This is a genomic window from Streptomyces sp. NBC_00986 (assembly GCF_045162565.1).
Taxonomy (GTDB): domain Bacteria; phylum Actinomycetota; class Actinomycetes; order Streptomycetales; family Streptomycetaceae; genus Streptomyces.
Genome location: NZ_CP108733.1, coordinates 4,445,951 through 4,463,521 on the forward strand (window position 1 = coordinate 4,445,951; position 17,571 = coordinate 4,463,521).

Below are 17,571 nucleotides of genomic sequence, written 5' to 3' on the forward strand. Positions count from 1 at the left end.
CGCCACCAAGCGTTTGATTTGTACGACGAATCCCACAGCCTGTGGACAACTTTCTGCACCCGACGCCCGGGCCGGGCAGGCTGGCATCGCAGGCGGAACACCGACCGGTTCCGCCGGCACACGGGACGTACTTCCTAGGGCTACGGGGGCCTGTCATGCATCCGATGGTGAAGCCCGCGCTGCGGCGCGGCTGGCGCGATCTCCACACCGTGCAGTTCGGGATGACACCGGCGCACGCCCTGACGTTGGGCCCGATGGACACGGCGACGGGCGGTTTCCTGGACCTGCTCAACGGCACGCGCGGACTGCCCCTCCTGCGCGAGGAGGGCCACCGGAGAGATCTGCCCGAGGGCCAGGTGGACCAGCTGGTGGAGAGGCTCACGCACGCGGGACTGCTCGACGACGCGAGGGGCGGCGGGCCTGCGGCCGACGCGCTCCGTGCGAAGAAGGACGTCCTAGACCGGCTGCGCCCGGACCTCGCGTCGCTCTCCCTGATGACCGGCGAGCCGGGCGAGTCGATGGGCCGTCTGGCGGCGCGTCGCGAACTGCGGGTACAGGTGAGAGGCGCGGGCCGGGTGGGCGCGGTGCTGGCCGCGCTGTTGTCGGGCGCGGGCGTCGGCGAGGTCGACGTGCGCGACGGCGGTCACACCGAGCCCTGGGACGTCGCTCCGGGCGGGCTGCCCGCGGAGGCGGTCGGCGAGCGCCGGGACGAGGCGGCGCGCCGCGCGGTACGTCGGGCCGCACCGGACCGCCCGCCCCGCCGGACCTCGCGGTCCACGGCAGAGGAGAGCGACCCGGGTTTCTCCCTGGTGATCCTCGCCCCGCGCGACGACGTCGCCGTGTATGCGCCCGACCCGGCCGCCGCCACCGGCCTGATCGTCTCGGGGACCCCTCATCTGTACGCCGGTGTGGTGGAGGGCACCGGTGTCGTGGGTCCGCTGGTCCTGCCCGGCGAGACGTCCTGCGCGGGCTGCCTGCACCATGCGCGCACCGACCGGGACCCGACCTGGCCGCGACTGGTCGCGCAGTGGCGCTCCGGCAAACAGCCGCGGGTACGGCCGTGCGATCTGACGCTGGCCACGGCCGTCGCCGGGCTCGCGGCCGCGCACGCGCTGGCCTTCCTGGACGGGCGGTCTCCGTCGAGCGCGGGCGCCCGGTGGGAGGTCTCGCTGCCCGGTCTGCACTGGCACGCGCGACCGGTCTGGGCGCATTCCTCCTGCCCGTGCGGAGCCGCGGAGAAGGGTGCGAAGAAAGGTAAGGAGGGACACACCTCTACGGACGAGGATCGACACGCGACAATGGGAGGGGACCGGCCGTCGAGGGATGTGCGCCGTAAGGCAGACTCGGCCCGGCCGGCCGGGACTTGGAGGGCGCATGTCTGATCTTCCCCGCAAGGCGGTCACCCGCACCGCCAAGCTCGCCGCGCTCCCGCTCGGCTTCGCCGGGAGAGCGACGTGGGGGCTCGGGAAACGGATCGTGGGCGAGTCCGCGGAGATCGTCGGCCGCGAGCTGCAACAGCGCACGGCGGAGCAGCTGTTCAAGGTGCTCGGCGAGCTCAAGGGCGGTGCGATGAAGTTCGGGCAGGCGCTGTCCGTCTTCGAGTCGGCGCTGCCCGAGGAGGTCGCCGGCCCCTACCGTGCCGCGCTGACCAAGCTCCAGGAGGCGGCGCCGCCGATGCCGACGCGCACCGTGCACGGTGTGCTGGCGGAGCGGCTCGGCGAGGACTGGCGGGAGCTGTTCCTGGAGTTCGAGGACAAGCCCGCGGCGGCGGCGTCGATCGGCCAGGTGCACCGGGCGGTGTGGCACGACGGCCGCGAGGTCGCGGTCAAGGTGCAGTACCCGGGCGCCGGCGAGGCCCTCCTGTCCGACCTGACCCAACTGAGCCGATTCGCCCGCCTGTTGGGCCCACTCATCCCCGGGATGGACATCAAGCCCCTCATCGCCGAGCTCCGCGACCGGGTCTCCGAGGAGCTGGACTACGGCCTGGAGGCGCAGGCCCAGCAGGCGCACGCGGAGGAGTTCGAGGGCGACCCGGACGTCGTGGTGCCCGCCGTGGTCCACCAGTGCGACCAGGTCCTGGTCACGGAGTGGATCGACGGGATCCCGCTGTCGGAGGTGATCGCCGACGGCACCCAGGAGCAGCGTGACCGGGCAGGCCAGCTCCTGGCCCGCTTCCTCTTCTCCGGCCCGGCCCGCACGGGTCTCCTCCACGCGGATCCGCATCCGGGCAACTTCCGTCTGCTGCCCGCCGATCCGGACGGCAAGGGCGACTGGCGTCTTGGCGTCCTGGACTTCGGCACGGTCGACCGCCTCCCCGGCGGTCTGCCGACGCCCATCGGCGACTCCCTGCGCATGACGCTCGACGGCGACGCCGAGGGGGTCTACGAGTTGCTGCGCACGGAGGGCTTCGTCAAGGAGTCGATAGAGCTGGACCCCGACGCCGTCCTCGACTACCTCGTGCCGATCATCGAGCCGGCCCAGGTCGACGCGTTCACCTTCAGCCGCGGCTGGATGCGCAGCCAGGCGGCCCGTATCGCCGACCCCCGCTCCCCCGCCCACCAGTTGGGCAAGCAGCTCAACCTGCCTCCGGCGTATCTCCTGATACACCGGGTGACATTGAGCACAATCGGCGTGCTGTGCCAGTTGGGCGCGACGGTGCGGCTGCGCGACGAGCTGGAGGAGTGGCTGCCGGGGTTCGTACCGGAGGATCCGGACGCGTACGACGAGTTTCTGGACGAGGAGGACCCCGCGGCGGAGGCGTGAGCCGAGCCGTGGGTGAAGTGAGCCGGGCCGCCGACGGCGCGAGTCGGGTAGCTGGTGGTGCGGGTGCGGCCTACCACCAGGCCGAGTCCAGCCGTCCCTCGATCGCCCTGAGGTTCTCCCTGGCGCAGGTGTCGCAGAAGTAGTGCCGGGTCCCGTTCTCCACGGAGCAGGTCCAGGTGGGCTGTGGGCCTTCGGACCGGGTGCCGCAGCGGGCGCACACGAGGGACCGCGGTTCCGTGGTGGAGGCGCTGGTGTCACTGCCTCCGGGAAGACTCGTCACGCGGCGACGATATCTCCGCGGCCAGGGATCGGCGGCCGGAACGCACCGCGGGGCCGGTCCGTTCGGACGGACCGGCCCCGCGAGGGAGCTTTCACCTCCCGAGGCCGGGAGGCCACCGCTTCAGGTGGGATCGGTTACTGCATGACGGCCATGGCGAGCGCACGGCGGGCGCGCATCGAGGCGCGCTCGGCCCGGCGCTGCATCCGGCGGGCGGTCACCAGGCGCACGGCCCGGCGTTCCCTCTCGGCCTCGTGCAGGCGGTCGTGCATATGCGCACGAGCCAGGGCTTCTGGGATGAGTTGCATCTCTCGGGTCCTGTTCTGGCGCGACTCGGTCGCACCCGGGGTGGTGAAGTCTGGGATCGCGGAGCCCGCGGGCTCGCTGGGAGTGGACGGCTTCATCGGGGCCTGCTTCTTGGGGTCGTGCGTGAGGGGGCGGTCGATCGTTCCGAAGATGTTCATGCCGTGACCGGGTTCTTGCGCGGACGGCCACGCGGCCGCTTGCGGGCCACGACGACACCCTGGACGAAGAGCTCGCCACCCCAGACGCCCCAGGGCTCACGCCGCTCCTTGGCGCCGGCGAGGCAGGCCTCGATCAGCGGGCAGGTGCGGCAGAGGGACTTGGCGTACTCGACATCTGCCGGCGACTCGGCGAAGAAGACCTCCGGGTCGTAGGAACGGCAGGGGACGGGCACGCCCAGGTTCTCGATGGCGTCGTCGAGCGCGGTGAGCGTAGTGAGCGGAGTCAAGGTGGAGTCCTCCGTGAGGCCGGGCGGGGGGATCGTTTCGGAAGGCGGTACGGACGGGGCGTGCGCTTCGAGTTGCACGGTTGTTCTTCCTCGTCTGGTCGGTCCGGCCCTGTTGGGCCGGTTGTCGGCTTGGTACCGGGTTCTTTTCTTGTCCCGAGGCCCCTTCGCTCCGTCGTCCCCGTTCGGGGAAAACAGAAGGGCCGCGGATCCCGGATGGGGTTCCGCGGCCCTGAAGGCGCCGGCCTGATCGATCAGGCTGGATCACTCCAGGGTTCTGGCCCACGGAAGGCCCACATCTGGTGGTGCTGCGTCGTCTGCTTCCGGCTTCCGGCACCGGGTGCAAAGGCATAGGCCTGCGCCTGTGCCCCTACTGCTTCCAGTGCCTTGGTCGGTCGCTCATTGCGCTCACGGACGGGAAGGACCGCGAGAGACAGGGCGGACGCCGGACGGGCGGCAGAAATGCCGGACAGACCGGTGCCCAGGTTCGAAACGCCGAGGATGCACAGGGAGACGACCGAGGGATCGGTCATTTTCACGGTGCTGCTGGAGCGGGTGTTGATGCTGATCACTGGAATCGCCTCCTCTCGGCGTCTCGGGGGACCGGGGGTGAGACCGGTCCTTCGGTTAGGCAAGTACAGCACGGAATCAGGGCCTTCGAGAAGGCCCCCTGTTCCCGTGTCTAAGAACCTATGGGGATTGCTGGGGCATGCGCAAACTATTTTCTCGACGAGTTTGAATCAGTCCTCCGCGACACCCTCCGCAGGCTCCTGACCGCCGCAGATGGCCAGGACGTCGGCTCCGTAGCGGTTGAGCTTGCGGACGCCGACGCCGGGGATCCGCGCGAGTTCGCCGTCGTCGTCGGGGACGGTCTCCGCGATGGCCATCAGCGTCTTGTCGGTGAAGACGCAGAAGGCGGGCTGACCGCTGCGCTGCGCCTGGACCTCCCGCCACTCGCGCAACCGCTCGTAGAGGCCCTCGTCCATGTCCGAGGGGCAGTCCTCGCAGCGCATCAGCTTCATCTCGCCGGCCTCGGTGAGGGTGCGGCCGCAGACCCGGCAGCGGGCCACGGTGCGCTGGGGCCGCCGCGGGACGGCTTTGGGGCCGCTGCCCGTGAAGCCGCGCTCGATGCCTCCGGGGGCGACCGTGCCGGGTCTGGCCGCGCCGCCGGTCGAGCCGGGGCGCAGGCCGTCCAGGAAGCGGCTGGGGCGGCGGTTGGGGCGGCCGCCGGGTGAGCGGGAGAGGGCCCAGGAGACGTGGAGCCGCTCTCTGGCACGGGTGACGCCGACGTAGAGGAGGCGGCGCTCCTCCTCGATCTGTTCGTCGGTCTTCGCGTACGTGATGGGCATCATGCCCTCGGCTACGCCGACCAGGAAGACGACGTCCCACTCCAGGCCCTTGGCCGAGTGCAGGGAGGCGAGGGTGACGCCCTGGACGGTCGGGGCGTGCTGGGCGTTGGCCCGCTCGTCGAGTTCGGCGACCAGGTCGGCGAGGGTGGCCCCGGGTTTCGCCGCGGCGAAGTCCTGGGCGAGGTTGACCAGGGCCGCCAGCGACTCCCAGCGCTCTCTGACGGCGCCGGAGCCGGCCGGGGGCTCGGTGGTCCAGCCCTCGCCGGAGAGGACGGCACGGACCTGGGAGGGCAGGTCGATGACGTCGTCCAGGAGGGAGTCGTTGCCGCCGAAACGGGCCGCGCCGCGCAGGGCGATGCCGGCCTTGCGGACCTCGGGGCGATCGAAGAACCGCTCGGCGCCCCGCAGTTGGTAGGGCACTCCGGCGTCGGCGAGGGCCTGTTCGTAGGTCTCGGACTGGGAGTTCGTGCGGACCAGGATCGCGATCTCGCTCGCCGGGACGCCCGCGTCCATGAGGTCGCGGATGCGGCGGGCGGCGCCCTCGGCCTCGGCGGGCTCGTCGGTGTACTCGGCGTAGACGGGCTCGGGGCCCGCAGTGCGCTGGGAGATCAGCTCCAGCCGGTGGTCGGCGGCACGGCCGCGGGCCTGGGAGAGCAGTCCGTTGGCGAGGTGGACGACCTGCGGTGTGGAGCGGTAGTCGCGGACCAGCTTGACGACGGTGGCGCCGGGGTGGCGGGTGCGGAAGTCGAGCAGGTGGTCCGGCGTCGCCCCGGTGAAGGAGTAGATCGTCTGGCTGGCGTCGCCGACGACGCACAGGTTGTCGCGGTCGCCCAGCCACAGCTCCAGGAGGCGCTGCTGGAGCGGGCTGACGTCCTGGTACTCGTCGACCACGAAGTGCTGGTACTGCGAGCGGACCTGTTCGGCGATGTCGTGCCGGTCCTGGAGGACGGCGACGGTGAGCAGCAGGACGTCCTCGAAGTCGATGACCGCGCGGTCGCGCTTGACGTCCTCGTAGGTGGCGTACAGCTGGGCGATCTCGGCGGGGGCGCGGGGAACGTCGCGGCCCGCTTTGGCCGCCGCGGCCGCGTAGTCGGAGGGGACGGTCTGGGTGACCTTGGACCACTCGATCTCGGCGGTGACGTCCCGCAGTTCGCCGCGGTCGAGGCGGATGCGGCAGGCGGCGGCCGCGTCGGCGACGAGCTGGATCTTGCGGTCGACGAGCCGGGGCATGCTGCCGCCGATCGCTTTCGGCCAGAAGTACTGGAGCTGGCGCAGCGCAGCCGAGTGGAACGTGCGTGCCTGGACTCCGGTGGCGCCGAGCTGGCGCAGCCGGCCGCGCATCTCGCCGGCGGCGCGGTTGGTGAAGGTGACGGCCAGCACGCTGGAGGACTGCAGGACCCCGGCGCGCACTCCGTAGGCGATCCGGTGGGTGATCGCCCGTGTCTTGCCCGTGCCGGCGCCTGCCAGCACGCACACCGGACCGCGCAGGGCGGTCGCCACCTCGCGTTGCTCGGGGTCGAGCCCTTCGAGCACCGCGTCGGCCGAGTCCGGTACCTGCGGGAAGAGGGAGGAGTGCGTTGCTGCTGTCACACGGCCATGCTGCCAGGTCGCCGGAGACAGGTGAGTCGGTTGTCCACAGGGAGGCCCCCGCAGTCGTACTAATGCGGCAGGCGTCACGTGCCGCGGGACGCCCCCGGCGGGAATGGCCGCCGTGTCGCGTACGTTTCCACGACTGCGAGGTCGTATCCCCCGAGCTGTTGAGGAGCGCGAGAGAATGTCGGGCACTGTGACGATGTACAGCACCACGTGGTGCGGTTACTGCCGTCGGCTGAAGAGCCAGATGGACCGTGAGGGAATCGCGTACAACGAGATCAACATCGAGCAGGACCCGGCTTCTGCGGCGTTCGTCGAGAAGGCGAATGGCGGAAACCAGACGGTGCCTACCGTTCTGGTAATTCCCTCCCAGGGCGGCTCCGAGGTCGTCATGACGAACCCGAGCCTCGCCCAGGTGAAGCAGGCCCTCGGCGCCTGAACGACGGTCGGCGCACGCAGCTCCGAAGAGGGCGGCCCCTGATGCCAGGGGCCGCCCTCTTTGCCGTCGTCCTCAAGTTGTCGTCGTCCTCACGCGACCGGCTTGTCCCATACGGCGACGTAGCGCCACAGCAGCCGACGCCGGAACCGGGCCCCGGGCAGTAGGCTCCGGACGGCCTCGCGTACCTCTCCCCAGCACATGGCCGAGTCCTCGATCGGCATGCCGACGGGGCCGAGTTTCCCGCCGTTCCGTCGTGCCAGGAACCGGCTCACGGGCAGACCGCAGCCGCTGATCGCCCAATCCAGGAATGTGCGGTTGTACGCCAGGCCGACGATCACCAGTCGGCCGCCGGGGGCCAGCAGGCTCACCAGCCGCGCCACGGCGTCCTCGAACTCCGTGTGGTGGACGACGGCGACCGCGCTGACGTAGTCGTACGTGCCTTCGTCGAGTGCGGTGCCGTCGAGGTAGTCGGCCTCTACGAAGGTGACGTTTTCCGGCGGTACGTCCGCGCGCGGGCGAGCCGGATCATCTGCGGCGAGCGGTCGACGCCTGTCACGAACCCGGCTCTGCTCGCCAGCTTGCGGGCGAGCAGGCCGTCTCCACAGCCGACGTCCAGAGCGGCACGGCAGCTGTCGGGCACGGCGTCCACCACCACGGGGTGGTAGTGGACGTTGTGGTTCCAGTACGGGTCGGCAACCCGTGCCCCACTCATCCGCGCCCTGCCATCCGCGCCCCGGGTCGCCTCAGACGAAGGTCCGCGTCGGCAGCGGCTTGCCGTACCAGAGCTCGATCAGGCGGGCCGCGATCGAGATGCCGTACGGGGGCAGTACCTCTTCGGACTCGAAGGCCGCGCGTAGTTCCTCGCGGGAGAACCAGCGGGCTTCGTGGATCTCGTCGCCGTCGACGTTGATGTCGGTCGAGGTGGCACGGGCCATGAAGCCGAGCATGAGGCTGGACGGGAAGGGCCAGGGCTGGCTGGCGACGTACTCGACGTGGCCGACGGTGATGCCGGCCTCCTCGAAGACCTCGCGGCGCACCGACTGCTCGATGGACTCGCCGGGCTCCACGAAGCCGGCGAGCGTCGAGAAGCGGCCCTCGGGCCAGTGGACCTGGCGGCCGAGCAGGATGCGGTCCTCCTCGTCGGTGACGGCCATGATCACGGCGGGGTCGGTGCGCGGATAGTGCTCGGCGCCGCAGGCCGGGCAGCGGCGGATGTGGCCGGCCGCGGCGATCACCGTGCGCTCGCCGCAGCGGGAGCAGAAGCGGTGCAGGCGCTGCCAGTTCTCCAGGGCGACCGCGTGCACCATGAGGCCCACGTCCCGGGGCGACAGCAGCAGACCCGCCTCGCGCAGACCCGCGGGTCGCGCCGACTGGTCGATACGGCCGGGCAGGGCGTCCTTCTGGAGGGCGAAGTAGCTGACGCCGTCGTCGTCGGTGCCCAGGAAGTAGCGGTGCGCCTCGGTGAGGGGGGCCTCGAAGGACGGGGTCATGACGAGTTCGGTCTTGCCGTCGGGTGTCTCGTCGATGAGAACCTGGCCGCCGGAGACCACGAAGCAGCGGGTGGTGGGGTGGCTCCACGCCGCGGCGAGCCAGGCCTCGTCGAGCCGGTGGTGGGCGGCTCGGTCGATGCCGCTCGGGGCGGTGAGCGAGATGGGTCGGTCGGCTGTGTGGTCGGTCCAGGTGGTCACGGGTGCTTCCAACTCCCCCGGCAATGCGGATTGTTTCGGCGGGCGGTTCAGCGGGACGTACGGCAAGGGGCGACCGGGTCCGGCGGGGACGGGGTGTGCGGGGCGGTTCTTCCAGTGTGCCTCGCGCGCGTGGCCGTTCCGGTCGCGCGGGTTCGTCAGGGCGCTCGGCGCCAGGTGTCGGCGAGGTCTCCCCACAGGTGGGCGGTGGTTTCGACGCCCTTCAGGAGGAGGTCGAGCTCCACCTTCTCGTTCGGGGCGTGCCAGCCGTCGGAGGGGACGGAGATGCCCAGGAAGAGCACGGGTGCTCCGAGGACTTCCTGGAGGTCTGCGGCCGGTCCGGAGCCACCCTCGCGGGTGAAGAGGACCGGTTTCTCGAAGGCTTGGCCCATCGCGCGGACGACGGACTGCAGGGCCGGGTGGTCCAGGGGTGTCAGGCACGGGCGCGTGGCCGCGCTGAAGGTGATCTCCTGGCGGATTCCGGCGGGCACCTGCCGGTCGGCCCAGGCTCGGACGACCTTCTCGATGTGGTCGGGGTCCTGGCCTGCGACCAGCCTGAACGACAGCTTCACCATGGCCGAGGACGGGATGATCGTCTTGCTGCCGGGGCCCTGGTAGCCACCGCCGATGCCGTTGACCTCGGCGGTGGGGCGGGCCCAGACGCGCTCCAGGGTGGTGTGTCCGGCCTCACCGTGGGTGGCGTGCGACTTGGCGGTGCGCAGCCACTCCTTCTCGTCGAAGGGCAGCTCGGCGAAGAGCTCGCGCTCCTGGTCGGTGAGTTCGATGATGCCGTCGTAGAAGCCGGGGACCGCCACGCGTGCGTGCTCGTCGTGCAGCGCGGCGACGAGGCAGGCGGCGGCGGTCGCCGGGTTGGGCACGGCGCCGCCGAACGAGCCGGAGTGGATGTCCTGGTCGGGGCCCAACAGCCGGATCTCGCACTCCGCGAGGCCACGCATACCGGTGCACACCGTGGGGGTGTCCTCGGACCACATGCCGGTGTCGGAGACGATCACGGCGTCGGCAGCGAGCCGGTCGGCGTGCTCCTCGACGAGCGCCCTGAAGTGCGGGGAGCCGGACTCCTCCTCGCCCTCGACGAGCAGCTTCAGGTGCACGGCCGGGGCGGTGCGGCCGGTGGCGGCGAGGTGGGCGCGGACGCCGAGTGTGTGGAAGAACACCTGGCCCTTGTCGTCGGCCGCCCCGCGCGCGTAGAGGCGGTTCTCGCGGATGACGGGCTCGAAGGGCTCGCTGTGCCAGCCGTCCTCGCGGGCGGCGGGCTGGACGTCGTGATGGCCGTAGACGAGGACCGTGGGTGCATCGAGGTCGTCGGAGGGCCACTCGGCGAAGACGGCGGGGGCGCCCGGGGTCGGCCAGACCTCGGCGGTGGGGAAGCCGGTCTCCCGGAGGGTGGCGGCGAGCCAGTCCGCGCTGCGCCGGACGTCGGGCGCGTGGTCGGGCTGCGCCGACACGGACGGGATGCGCAGCCACTCGGCGAGGTCGTCGAGGAAGACTGCGCGGTGCTGCTCGATGTACGTGCGGACCGCGCTGACGGCACTGTCAACGGTGTGGCTCATGGTCACGAGCCTATCGGCCCGCACTGACATCCTCGGTGGGCGGTTCCTCACAGTTTGCTTGCGCGCCCGGCTCCTCCAGCAGCAGCCGCTCCAGCGCGGCCCGGTCCGGGAGGTTCTCCGGCCGTACGACCTCGCCGCCACGCACGTACAGGAACGCGGCCGTGACCGCCTCCAGGGGCACGCCCTGCCGCTCGGCCCAGGCCAGCCGGTAGATCGCGAGCTGGAGCGGGTCGGCGGTACGGGTGCGGCTGGTCTTCCAGTCGAGGATCTCGTACGTCGCCCCGTCGCCGTCGCCCTGTCTGTAGACGGCGTCGATACGGCCCCGTACGACGCGGCCGGCGATCGCGAGCTGGAAGGGGGTCTCGACGCGGTAGGGCGTGCGCCGGGCGTACTCGGTGCGTTCGAAGGCTTCCTTGAGGGCTTCCAGGTCGCGTTCGTCGGCGATCTCGGCCTCGCTGCCGGGCAGTTCGTCCGGCTCCAGCATGGGCAGGGTCAGCTCTTCGAAGCGTGATTCCACCCAGGCGTGGAAGCGGGTGCCCCGGCGTGCGGCGGGTTGCGGCGGGCGCGGCAGCGGGCGGGCGAGCTCCTGCGCGAGGGCGTCCGGGTCGGCAGCCAGGAGCATCAGCTGGGTGGCCGTGAGGGAGGCCGGCAGGGGGACGTCGGTGACGCCTCGGCGGGCGCGCAGGAGTTCGCCGGTGAGGGCGTCGAGGTCGCGGTCCCAGGAGTCGATGGCGCGGGCTTCCTCGGGGGTGAGGGGTGCGCCGGGCGGATCCGCGGGGTGTGGGCGTGCGCCCCCTGGCGGACTGGAGTGTTCGGCGGTGTGCGGGGCCGTCGCCTGGTGCGGGACGGTCGGACGGTCCGTGGTCCAGGCGTCCCAGTCGGCGGGGTCGTCCTCCGGGAGGCTGTCGTCGCGTTCGCCTCGGCCTTCGGCTTCGGGGAGCGTTTCCTCGTAGGGAGGCTCCCCGAAGGGGGGCTCGTCGTACGGCGGTTCGTCGTCCTCCGGTGGTGGGGGCCAGTCCGGGTCGTCGTGGGCGTTCGGGTCGTGCGTGGCCGCGGGGTGGCCCTCGTCGTGGGAGGCGAGGTACTCCAAGTGGTTCATGACCAGCTTGGCCGCCTTGTGGCGGTGGGCCATCGCCACGTCGTCCAGGGGCAGCGGCCAGGCCTGGTCGGCGGTGGCCGTGTGCAGGGCGGGGTTCTCCTCGCCCTCCTCGGGTTCGTCCGCCCAGGCCTCGATCTCGCCGTGTCCGGCCGTGCAGTGGTCGTACAGGGCCTGGAGGAAGTCGGAGGGGCCGCGGGGCTTCTTCTGGGTGGGACCCCACCAGTGGCCGGAGCCGAGCAACAGGGAGCGGGGGCGGGTGAACGTGACGTAGCCGAGGCGGAGTTCCTCAGTGTGCTGGTGATCCTTCATGGCCTCCTGGAAGGCCTTCAGGCCTCTGGAGTCCCAGGACGCGACGTCGGGCAGGGTGGCGGTGTCGCCGCGCAGCGCGTGCGGGAGGACCTTGCCCTGGGCGGTCCACTTCTCACGGCCCTGGCTGCTGGGGAAGGTCCCGGTGACCAGGCCGGGGACGGCCACCACGTCCCACTCCAGGCCCTTGGACTTGTGTGCGGTGAGCACCTTGACGGTGTTCTCGCCGCCGGGCAGGGCGTTGTCGAGGCCCTTCTCGTACTGGGCGGCGGTGCGCAGAAAGCCCAGGAAGGCGAGCAAGGTCGCCTCACCGTCGCCCGCGGCGAAGGAGGCGGCGACGTCCAGGAAGTTCGACAGGGTCTCGCGGCGGCGGGCGGCCAACGCGCGCGGGGACGCCGCCAGTTCGACCTCCAGGCCGGTGACGGCGAGGACGCGGTGCAGAACATCCATCAGGGGGTCGGACAGGGAGCGGCGCAGGTCGCGCAGTTCGGTGGCGAGGTGGGCGAAGCGCACGCGCGCGTCCGGCGAGAAGGGCAGCCCGTCGTCGTCCCCGGTGCGGTCGGCGCCGTAGAGGGGTGTCTCCAGGAACGTGTCGAGGGCGTCGGCGAGCGATATCACCTCGGAGGGGTCGACCCCCTCGACGGCCTCGGCGAGTCGGCGGTCGGGGTCCTCGTCGGCCCCCACGCGCGTGTGGGACACGAGGAGCCGGGCACGTCGGCCCAGGAGGGCGAGGTCGCGGGGGCCGATGCGCCAGCGCGGGCCGGTCAGCAGCCGGACCAGGGAGGCGTTGGCGCCGGGGTCCTGGAGGACCTCGCAGACGGCGACGAGGTCGGCGACCTCGGGGAGGTGCAGCAGCCCGGAGAGGCCGACCACCTCGACCGGGATGTCGCGGGCTACGAGGGCGCCCTGGATCTCGGCGAAGTCGGTGGCGGTGCGGCACAGGACGGCGATCTCGCCGGGCGCCTTCCCGGTCCGCACGAGGTGGGCGATGGAGTCGGCGAGCCAGTCGATCTCCTCGGTGTGGGTGGGCAGCAGCGCGCAGCGGACCATGCCGTCGCGCTCGGCGCCGGGGGCCGGGCGGAGGGCCTCCACGCCCGCGTGCATGGCGCGCAGGGGTTCCGCGAGGTTGTTGGCGAGGTCGAGGAGGCGGCCGCCGCTGCGGCGGTTCTCGCTGAGCGACTGGCGGGCGGCGAGGCGGCCGTCGGCGTGCGCGAAGTGCTCCGGGAAGTCGTCGAGGTTGGCGACGGACGCGCCGCGCCAGCCGTAGATCGCCTGGCAGGGGTCGCCGACGGCGGTCACCGGGTGGCCCGTGCCGGCGCCGAACAGGCCTGCCAGGAGGATGCGTTGGGCGACCGAGGTGTCCTGGTACTCGTCGAGCAGCACGACCCGGAACTCGTCGCGCAGGATGTCGCCGACCTCGGGGCGGGTGCGGGCCAGGGTCGCGGAGAGGGCGATCTGGTCACCGAAGTCGAGTAGGTCGCGCTCGCGCTTGGCGGTCCGGTAGCGGCTCACCAGCTCGGTGAGTTCACGCCGCGCGGCGGCCGCCTCGGGAACCTTGCGCAGCTCGGCGTTGCTGAGCTTGCGGCCCTCCAGGTCGCGCAGCAGCTCGGCGTCGTAGGCGCGCAACTCCTCGGGGCGTACGAGGTGTTCGGACAGCTCGCCGTCGAGGGTGAGGAGGTCGCTGACGAGGTCCGGGAAGGAGCGGGTGAGCGCCGGGTAGGGGCCCGGGGCCTCGCGCAGCACGCGCGCGGCGAGCTGGAAGCGGGTGGCGTCGGCGAGCAGACGGGCCGTCGGTTCGAGTCCGATGCGCAGGCCGTGGTCGGTCAGGAGACGGCCCGCGAAGGCGTGGTACGTCGAGATCACGGGCTCGCCCGGGGGGTTGTCCGGGTCGATGACGTCGGGGTCGGTGACGCCCGCCTTGATGAGCGCCTTGCGGACGCGCTCTGCGAGTTCACCGGCGGCCTTGTTGGTGAAGGTCAGGCCGAGGACCTGCTCGGGGGCCACCTGGCCGGTGCCGACCAGCCACACCACGCGGGCCGCCATCACCGTCGTCTTGCCCGACCCGGCCCCGGCCACGATCACCTGCGGGGCGGGCGGCGCGATGATGCAGGCCGTCTGCTCCGGGGTGAAGGGGATGCCGAGGAGCTCCTTGAGCTGATCGGGATCGGTGATACGGGCGGGCATGTCGGGAAGGCTAGCGGCGGCCACTGACAGTCGAGGACCAATCGCCCTCAGGGGCAGAAGAAGCGCAGGTCAACACATGTGGTGCGATACGTCACGCGAGTTACTCGACGACGTGACGTCCCTCGGGCCGCGCGCTGCACGACGCCCGGAACGCGCAGTGTGTGCAGTGCTGTCCGGCCGTGGGCGTGAACCGTTCGTCGAGGACCTTGCCCGCGGCCGTGGCCAGCAGCTCACCGGCCCACTCCCCCTCCAGGGGCTCCTGGGCCTGCACCTTGGGCAGGGTCTCGCCGCCGTCCCGTTGGGCGGCGCCCTGGCGCAGCTGGACGAGTTCGGCACCGCCCGGTTCGGGACGCACCCCGTCGAAGGCCTCGTCCACGGCGCCCTCGCGGACCGCGAGCTGGTAGACGGCGAGTTGGGGGTGGCGCTCCACCTCGCGGGCGGTGGGCGTCTGCTTGCCGGTCTTGAAGTCGACTACGTAGGCACGTCCTTCGCCGTCCGCCTCGACGCGGTCCATGGAGCCGCGGATGCGCACTTCGTAGTCGCCCGCTTCGAGGGTGACGTCGAAGTCGTGCTCGCTGGCGACGGGCGTACGGCCGGTGCGGATGCCGTTGGAGTCGACGTGCCACTTCAGGAAGCGTTCGAGCGCCACGCGCGCGTTGTCCTTCTCCTGCGCCGACTTCCAGGGCGCGTCGAAGGCGAGCGCGTTCCACACGGTGTCGAGGCGCTCCATGAGGGCGTCGAGGTCGGCGGGGGTGCGTCCGGAGGCGACCTCGTCGGCGAGGACGTGCACCACGTTCCCGAAGCCCTGGGCGGCGGTCGCGGGCGCGTCGGCCTTCACCTCACGGCCCAGGAACCATTGCAGGGCACAGGTGTTGGCGAGCTGGTCGAGGGCGCTTCCGGAGAGCACGACGGGCTGGTCGCGGTCGCGCAGCGGCACCTTGCTCTCGGTCGGGTCGTACATGCCCCACCAGCGGTACGGGTGCGCGGACGGGACCAGCGCTCGGCCGTCCTCGTCGGCGAGCGCGGCCAGCTTGGCCAGCCGGCGCGCGGCGGCCTCCCGGAGGGTCTCGGACACGCGCGGGTCGACGGTCGTGGCGCGCAGCTCGGCGACCAGGGCGGCGACCGACAGCGGGCGGCGGGGGCGGCCGGTGACGTCCTTGGGCTCGACGCCGAGTTCGGTGAGGAAGCGGGACGGCTGGTCGCCGTCGTCCGCGGGTGCCTTCACGGCGGTGACGACGAGGCGTTCACGCGCGCGTGTGGCGGCGACGTAGAACAGGCGGCGTTCCTCGGCGAGCAGGGCCCCCGGGGTGAGCGGTTCGGCGAGTCCGTCGCGGCCGATGCGGTCGGCCTCCAGGAGGGAGCCGCGTCGGCGCAGGTCCGGCCACAGGCCCTCCTGGACGCCGGCCACGACGACCAGGCGCCACTCCAGCCCCTTGGAGCGGTGCGCGGTCATCAGGCGTACGGCTTCGGGGCGTACGGCACGCCGCGTGAGGGTGTCGGCGGCGATGTCCTCGGCGTCGATCTCCTCCAGGAAGTTGAGGGCGCCCCGGCCCCCGGTGCGCTCCTCCGCGCGGGCGGCGGTCGCGAACAGCGCGCAGACGGCGTCCAGGTCGCGGTCGGCGTTGCGCCCGGCCGCGCCGCCGCGCAGTGCGGCCCGCTCCAGGCGCCCGGGCCACGGTGTGCCCTGCCAGAGGTCCCACAGCGCCTCCTCGGCCGTACCGCCGCCCGCCAGCCGCTCCCGCGCCTTGCGCAACAGCGCGCCCAGGCGCTGGGCTCCCCGCGCGTACGTCGGATCGTGCGCGACCAGCCGCTCCGGCTCGGCGAGCGCCCGCGTGAGCAGTTCGTCCGAGGGCGGCGGCACGGGATTGCCACCGGCCCGCTCCTCCTCGCGCAGCGCCCGGCCCAGACGACGCAGGTCGGCGGCGTCCATGGCGGCGAGCGGGGAGGCGAGGAGGGTGAGGGCGGCTTCGGTGTCGAGCCAGGAGGTGTACTGGGGCGGCTCCTCGGAAGCGGTGCCCGTGGGGCTCTCGTCGGACGCGTCGGAGTTGGGGGCGTCCGCTTCGGCGGGAGCGCCCACGGACGCCTCCGCTGCCGCCACCGCCCGCAGTGCTGTCAGCAGCGGTGCCACCGCGGGTTCGTGGCGCAGGGGCAGGTCGTCGCCGTCGATGTCCAGGGGGACGCCGGCCGCTGAGAGGGCGCGTCGGATCGTGGGGATGGTCCGGGAGCCGGCGCGTACCAGGACGGCCATGTCGCTCCAGGGGACGCCGTCCTCCAGGTGTGCCCTACGGAGGATGTCGGCGATGTTGTCCAGCTCCGTGCCGGACGTCGGGTACGTGTACACCTCGACGCGCCCGCCGTCCCGTACCGGGGACAACTCGCGGTGGGCGCGCACCTTCTGCACCGGGAGCCTGGTCAGGGGCATGCGCTGGGTGAGCAGGCGGGTGGCGGTCAGCAGGTCGGCGCCGGAGCGGCGGGAGGTCCGGAGCACCTCCACGGGAGCCGGACGGCCGCCCGCGCGCGGGAAGGCGTTCGGGAACTCCAGGATGCCGTTCACGTCGGCGCCCCGGAACGTGTAGATCGACTGGTCGGGGTCGCCGAAGGCGACGAGGGTGCGGCCACCGCCTGCCAGGGCGTGCAGCAGCCGTACCTGGGCCGGGTCGGTGTCCTGGTACTCGTCCACGAACACGGCGTCGTACTGCGCGGCGAGCCGCTCGGCGACCTCGGGGCGCTGGGCGAGGAGCACCGCGCGGTGGACGAGTTCCGCGTAGTCGAGCACTCCTTGGAGGTCGAGTACGTCGAGGTACTCGGCGAGGAAGGCGGCAGCGGCGCGCCAGTCGGGGCGGCCGATACGGCGGGCGAAGGCGTCCAGGGAGCCGGGGCCCAGGCCCAGTTCGCGGCTGCGGGCGAGGACCGCGCGGACCTCGTCGGCGAAGCCGCGTGTGGTGAGGCAGGCCCGCAGTTCGTCGGGCCAGCGCACGTGGGCGAGGCCGAGCCGCTCCAGGTCGGGCTGGCCGGCGAGCAGTTCGCGTACGGCGACGTCCTGTTCGGGGCCGGACAGCAGCCGTAGGGGCTCGACGAACAGGTCGGTGTCCTGGTGCGCGCGGACCAGGGCGTAGCAGAACGAGTGGAAGGTGGTCGCGCGGGGCGCGTGGGCGGCGCCGATGCGCAGCGCCATGCGGTCGCGGAGCTCGACGGCCGCCTTGCGGCTGAACGTCAGCACGAGGATCCGCGCGGGGTCACCTCCCCGGGCGATCCGTGCGGCGACGGACTCCACCAGGGTGGTGGTCTTGCCGGTGCCCGGACCTGCGAGGACGAGCAGCGGACCGGCCTGGTGGTCAACCACGGAGCGCTGCGGCGCGTCCAGGTGAGGGGGAGCCGGCCGGGTCGGCGGGGTACGCACCAGTCGGTAAGCGCCACGGTTCCCCTGTCGCACCTGGGGGTGCGACAGGCGCCTGGTGGAGGAAGAGGAGCTCACGTGGTTCGCCGGTCCTGGTGGGTGTGCTGGTTGCCTGACCACCGCGCGTGGAGGGCGGTGACCGCGAGGTGAGGGGGACAGG

General features: G+C 72.2%; 13 protein-coding genes and 1 pseudogene. 3 read left to right on the forward strand and 11 right to left on the reverse strand.

Annotated elements, in window-relative coordinates; all coding sequences use genetic code 11:
• The first annotated feature begins 155 nt into the window (after positions 1 to 155).
• Positions 156 to 1,382 (forward strand): TOMM precursor leader peptide-binding protein, encoded by a 1,227-nt coding sequence (locus OG504_RS19160; protein WP_405990907.1) that lies wholly within the window; start codon positions 156 to 158, stop codon positions 1,380 to 1,382.
• The gene (locus tag OG504_RS19165) at positions 1,375 to 2,763 is read left to right on the forward strand and encodes an ABC1 kinase family protein (RefSeq protein ID WP_405990908.1); all 1,389 of its coding nucleotides are present in this window, start codon (positions 1,375 to 1,377) and stop codon (positions 2,761 to 2,763) included. The genes OG504_RS19160 and OG504_RS19165 overlap by 8 nt, the downstream gene beginning before the upstream one ends.
• Before the next feature lie 70 nt (positions 2,764 to 2,833).
• On the opposite strand, the gene OG504_RS19170 is transcribed toward OG504_RS19165, so the two are convergent.
• The 5 genes from OG504_RS19170 to OG504_RS19190 form a co-directional block, all read right to left on the reverse strand.
• The gene (locus OG504_RS19170; protein ID WP_405990909.1) at positions 2,834 to 3,043 is read right to left on the reverse strand and encodes a hypothetical protein; all 210 of its coding nucleotides are present in this window, start codon (positions 3,041 to 3,043) and stop codon (positions 2,834 to 2,836) included.
• A gap of 134 nt (positions 3,044 to 3,177) precedes the next feature.
• Positions 3,178 to 3,504 carry a hypothetical protein gene (locus OG504_RS19175; protein ID WP_405990910.1) on the reverse strand — a complete coding sequence of 109 codons (327 nt, stop codon included), beginning with the start codon at positions 3,502 to 3,504 and terminating at the stop codon, positions 3,178 to 3,180.
• Positions 3,501 to 3,869 carry a WhiB family transcriptional regulator gene (locus OG504_RS19180; RefSeq protein ID WP_019058340.1) on the reverse strand — a complete coding sequence of 123 codons (369 nt, stop codon included), beginning with the start codon at positions 3,867 to 3,869 and terminating at the stop codon, positions 3,501 to 3,503. Before OG504_RS19180 ends, OG504_RS19175 begins: the two co-directional genes overlap by 4 nt.
• Before the next feature lie 173 nt (positions 3,870 to 4,042).
• Positions 4,043 to 4,360, reverse strand: coding sequence for a hypothetical protein (locus OG504_RS19185; RefSeq protein WP_366433828.1), 318 nt, complete (start codon positions 4,358 to 4,360; stop codon positions 4,043 to 4,045).
• A 168-nt stretch (positions 4,361 to 4,528) separates the two neighbouring features.
• Positions 4,529 to 6,727 carry an ATP-dependent DNA helicase UvrD2 gene (locus OG504_RS19190; RefSeq protein ID WP_405990911.1) on the reverse strand — a complete coding sequence of 733 codons (2,199 nt, stop codon included), beginning with the start codon at positions 6,725 to 6,727 and terminating at the stop codon, positions 4,529 to 4,531.
• 184 nt (positions 6,728 to 6,911) lie between these two features.
• Here OG504_RS19190 and OG504_RS19195 point away from each other — a divergent pair, with 184 nt between their 5' ends.
• Positions 6,912 to 7,169 (forward strand): mycoredoxin, encoded by a 258-nt coding sequence (locus OG504_RS19195; protein ID WP_328679211.1) that lies wholly within the window; start codon positions 6,912 to 6,914, stop codon positions 7,167 to 7,169.
• 89 nt (positions 7,170 to 7,258) lie between these two features.
• Here OG504_RS19195 and OG504_RS19200 read toward each other — a convergent pair whose 3' ends face one another.
• The 6 genes and pseudogenes from OG504_RS19200 to OG504_RS19225 form a co-directional block, all read right to left on the reverse strand.
• Positions 7,259 to 7,549: a hypothetical protein gene (locus OG504_RS19200; RefSeq protein WP_405996645.1), complete on the reverse strand. Its 291-nt coding sequence runs from the start codon at positions 7,547 to 7,549 to the stop codon at positions 7,259 to 7,261.
• 12 nt (positions 7,550 to 7,561) lie between these two features.
• A pseudogene (locus tag OG504_RS19205) lies at positions 7,562 to 7,881 on the reverse strand (class I SAM-dependent methyltransferase); the annotation flags it as partial.
• A 31-nt stretch (positions 7,882 to 7,912) separates the two neighbouring features.
• On the reverse strand, positions 7,913 to 8,857 hold the full coding sequence (gene nudC, locus OG504_RS19210; RefSeq protein WP_019058345.1) for an NAD(+) diphosphatase: 945 nt from the start codon (positions 8,855 to 8,857) through the stop codon (positions 7,913 to 7,915).
• A gap of 155 nt (positions 8,858 to 9,012) precedes the next feature.
• The gene (locus OG504_RS19215; protein ID WP_405990912.1) at positions 9,013 to 10,425 is read right to left on the reverse strand and encodes a dipeptidase; all 1,413 of its coding nucleotides are present in this window, start codon (positions 10,423 to 10,425) and stop codon (positions 9,013 to 9,015) included.
• Between the two features lie 10 nt (positions 10,426 to 10,435).
• Positions 10,436 to 14,014, reverse strand: coding sequence for a UvrD-helicase domain-containing protein (locus OG504_RS19220; RefSeq protein WP_405990913.1), 3,579 nt, complete (start codon positions 14,012 to 14,014; stop codon positions 10,436 to 10,438).
• 100 nt (positions 14,015 to 14,114) lie between these two features.
• Positions 14,115 to 17,489: an ATP-dependent helicase gene (locus tag OG504_RS19225; protein ID WP_405990914.1), complete on the reverse strand. Its 3,375-nt coding sequence runs from the start codon at positions 17,487 to 17,489 to the stop codon at positions 14,115 to 14,117.
• Positions 17,490 to 17,571: the final 82 nt, after the last annotated feature.